The 3,766-nt window shown below is 35.0% G+C and carries 4 protein-coding genes; 2 read left to right on the top strand and 2 right to left on the bottom strand.

Annotated elements, in window-relative coordinates:
* Both ACINWC743_RS24695 and ACINWC743_RS24690 read right to left on the bottom strand, forming a co-directional pair.
* On the bottom strand, positions 1–590 hold a 590-nt coding region (locus tag ACINWC743_RS24695), incomplete at its 3' end, for a TolC family protein (RefSeq protein WP_265588233.1).
* Positions 554–1,009 carry a hypothetical protein gene (locus tag ACINWC743_RS24690; RefSeq protein ID WP_009584241.1) on the bottom strand — a complete coding sequence of 152 codons (456 nt, stop codon included), beginning with the start codon at positions 1,007–1,009 and terminating at the stop codon, positions 554–556. The genes ACINWC743_RS24690 and ACINWC743_RS24695, both read right to left, overlap by 37 nt.
* Before the next feature lie 907 nt (positions 1,010–1,916).
* Here ACINWC743_RS24690 and ACINWC743_RS02475 point away from each other — a divergent pair.
* Both ACINWC743_RS02475 and ACINWC743_RS02470 read left to right on the top strand, forming a co-directional pair.
* The gene (locus ACINWC743_RS02475) at positions 1,917–2,381 is read left to right on the top strand and encodes a hypothetical protein (RefSeq protein WP_005033551.1); all 465 of its coding nucleotides are present in this window, start codon (positions 1,917–1,919) and stop codon (positions 2,379–2,381) included.
* 145 nt (positions 2,382–2,526) lie between these two features.
* On the top strand, positions 2,527–3,766 hold a 1,240-nt coding region (locus tag ACINWC743_RS02470; RefSeq protein WP_009584238.1), incomplete at its 3' end, for a BapA/Bap/LapF family prefix-like domain-containing protein.

The following is a 3,766-nucleotide window of genomic DNA, read 5'->3' as shown; positions in this document are numbered from 1 at the left end:
TGGCTTTGTGCCACATCAATTTCAGCCTTTGCGGCAATCATACTGGGGATGGTATTGACTTCGGGGTCGTCATATAGCCCCGATTGCTTGACGAATTCATCAGGAATATTGAACTCAATTTGACTGACATCAAAACCCAATAAGGTGCGTAACTTTTGTTCTTGCTGTTTAAGAAAATTCTGCTGGGTAATCAGATAGGAACGAGAATATTCAACATAACTTTGCGCTTGCACAGGGTCTGCATGACTGCTGATGCCCGCTTCGGCTCTTAAACGTGCAATCTCATGTAAGCGACTGACCCCATTAAATTGATCTTGGGCGATTTTTATAATATTACGATATCTCAATAAACCTAAAATATCTCGAGCCGTCTGGGTAGAGATTTCATCAATACTGATCAAGACATTGGCTTGTTCAACCGCCAATTTATTTTGTTGTGTGGTGACACTGCTTTTGACTTTACCAAAATCATAGAGCAATTGATTGGCTTCAACAGAATATAACTGCCGCCCTTTATCATTTGAGGTGAAGTCACCAGTATTCATGCCAGCTTTTAATTGTGGATAGTATTGTGCCTTGGCGACATCAATATTGGCATTTTGGGAAGCCAGAGTAGAAATCGTTTGGGCAATATTGGGGTTGCGTTTGACAGGATTTGCACGGCTTCTTCAAGGCTTAAGGTCCGTGTGGGTACTGCATATTGCTGGGCAGTTGGTGGATTTTCCAGATAAAGATTATTTAAAGACGCCTTTTGCCCCAGATAGGGTTTGACCACGGGCAAAGGGCTCGCTGTGCTTTGCTCGGGTTGGTATTCAAAGTCAGCGAGTTGTTTAAGTTGCACGGTACGAAAGGAGGAGTCATCTTTGGGTTTGATTAAACTCGATACACTTTCCTTGATGCCTTTTAAATAGCGGGTGTCTTGTGCATAGCTATTGTTCTGAATCAGAACACATAGACTGATTGCACCCAAGCTTTTTAAAAAAATTATGGGTTTGTGAGTGATTAACATTCCTGAATGGCACCTAATCATGCTTGTAATTATCGGCATTGGTTTATTTCAAGTTTCTCGTAAATATTATTTTATTTTACACAGTAATGATTTGATTTTAGCAGAATGATTTAAATTTAATATAAATTTAGCTATTGTTTTGATTGTTAATTAAACAATGAATGATAGTGTATTGGTTATTAATAAATGATTATAGATTGTGGCTTTGCAAAGAATATAATATTAAATTTAATGTTTATGGAATTATAATCTATACATTTGTATTTTAGAGATTATGCGGGAGATAAGAGATTATATGCTGAGCATTTTCTGGATAAAAAATATAAAAATAAAATAAAATTGTAAATGTATTCTTTATAAAAAATACTTTTTTTAACCCATTGATATGATAATTGTTTTTTTATAAAGAAAACCTAAAAAATCATAAAAAATTTATCATCAAATAAAAAAAAGATAATGATTTGTATCATTTTTATGCTAGGATTGTGTGAGTTAAATCTCATAAAGTTAAATTTAAAGGACTTAATTTATGCGAATACATGAATGAAAAACACCTGTATTGAATAATATTTAATCTATTTAGGCTGAAGTTATCTCCCAATTTTAGTGTAAAAAATATACATAAATTTTGCTGATTTATTTTTATAAAATATTTCGGTAAGGGTATTGTTTTGCATTTTTTTTGTTGAAGTTTATTTAGTCTATTTTTTGATTTTAAATTAATGGGTTTTCTATTTTTGTAATTATTTTAATCCTTATGCTTTATTGATTTGTGCTGGATGGAATATAGATTTAATTGAATATCATATAAAGATAATACGAGATATAAATGATCTGTTTTTTCATCTAAACCTGCTTATTTTAATGTTGTGATTTTATCGATTATTTTTAATGTCGGAGTACGGTGATGTCAAAAGTTATTTTGATGGTAGTGACTGCTGCAATAGGTATGACAGCCTGTGTAAGCAATCAGTATCAAAAACCATCAAATTTAAGGTTTCAAGAGAAAAGTTTGACGAACAATCAAATTGTTCTTGTGAAAAGAGATGAAAAGCTTTGTTCTGGGGATACCGCAACACATCAGAAGTGTGCGATTGATTTCTATATTGATCGTATACAAGCAGGGAACTTTTATATAAATAATACGGCAAAGTATCACTTAAAGTCTGAAGTTTATAATTTTAAAGTGAAAAATTGCAATACTGAATCATGTTTTAGCTGTGATGTTGATGTAGATGTGCAAAAGTTGAATAGTCATAATTTTTTACTTTCAGTAGATGGAGAGGGAAAACCGTTTATTTTAAATGACGGTCAGACGCTTCAATGTTCTAACAAAAGTGAACCCACTCAAACTGTCGTACCTCAAATGTAATCATACTTAATTATCGATTTATTTTTTACTCATAAATATCTCCCAACCCCATCAAAAATTTCATTTTTGTAGGGTTTCTGCGTGCATATTTTTAAGTAATTGATTTTTTTAAAAGATAAATGTACATAATCTCCTTAGGTAAAAAATGGCTAATTTTGTTGTAATTGAAAAAGATTCTTTAAGTAAATCAACGGTAGATACCAACCATATCACTTTGTCAGAAGCATCAATTATTCATACTAAAATGAATAGAGATGATGTGGCTGAATATATTCGAGATGGTGATCATTTATTATTAAAGCTTAAAAATGGTGAAGTGATTGTTATTGAAAACTTCTTTGTAGTTCACCAAGAAGTAACTTCAGATTTAGTCTTTGAAGATGAAGATGGTTGTATTTTATATTGGTTTGATGGAGTTTCAGGCTTTAAAGAAATCACAGGGCTGGAAGCATTATTACCTGAAGCAAGTAGTCATTTGACTGGAATGCTTCCTTGGCTGATTGGGACAGGTGTAGTCGGTGGTGTCATCGCAGCAACACATGATAATGATAAAAATAAAGAAAATATTCCCAATGGGAAAAATAGTGTTGAAGTAAAAACGGATGGCTCAATCATTGGTAAAACAGAAAATATTCCTGAAGGAACGAAAGTTGTTATTACCATTACAGGACAAGACAAGAACGGAAATACATTAAGCAAAGACATCGAAGTTACTGTTCAGCCAGATGGAAGCTATACAGCTGAAGTTCCAGAAGAATTTGTGGATGGTGATTTGACTGTAAGTTCAGAAGTTGTTGATCGTAATGGCAATACTGTTCAAGCGGAAGATCAGTTAGGTAAAAATGCGACTGATGATCCAAATACTCCAGAGGACGAAAGTGCTGGGCTTGATCGTGTAGACAGTAACATAGACATTCACATTGATAATACAGGTAAAATCACTGGAACCACCACAGATGTTGCACCGAATAGCGATGTGGTGATTACCATCACCGGTAAAGATGCAGCAGGCAAAGATGTCGTGATTCACAAGACAGTGAAGACCGATGCCGATGGCAACTACCAAACAGAACTCACGGTTGCTGATGGCATCGTAGATGGTTCAAGTGTCACTGTTGAAGCCACTACTACAGATCGCAACGGTCAAGGTGTTGGACCCGCAAGCGATCATCTTGCAGGTCAAGGCGATAACGACAACGATCCAAGTACACCTGACGATACTGGCTTAGACTTGGTCACAGCTGAGATCACGGTTGAGATCAATACAGCAGGTAAAATCACTGGGACCACCAAGGATGTTGCACCGAATAGCGATGTGGTGATTACCATCACCGGTAAAGATGCAGCAGGCAAAGATGTCGTGATTCACAAGACGGTGAAGACCG

This window comes from Acinetobacter sp. WC-743, from assembly GCF_000335555.1.
Lineage (GTDB): Bacteria > Pseudomonadota > Gammaproteobacteria > Pseudomonadales > Moraxellaceae > Acinetobacter > Acinetobacter bereziniae.
This window is presented reverse-complemented; position numbering and strand designations above follow the sequence as displayed.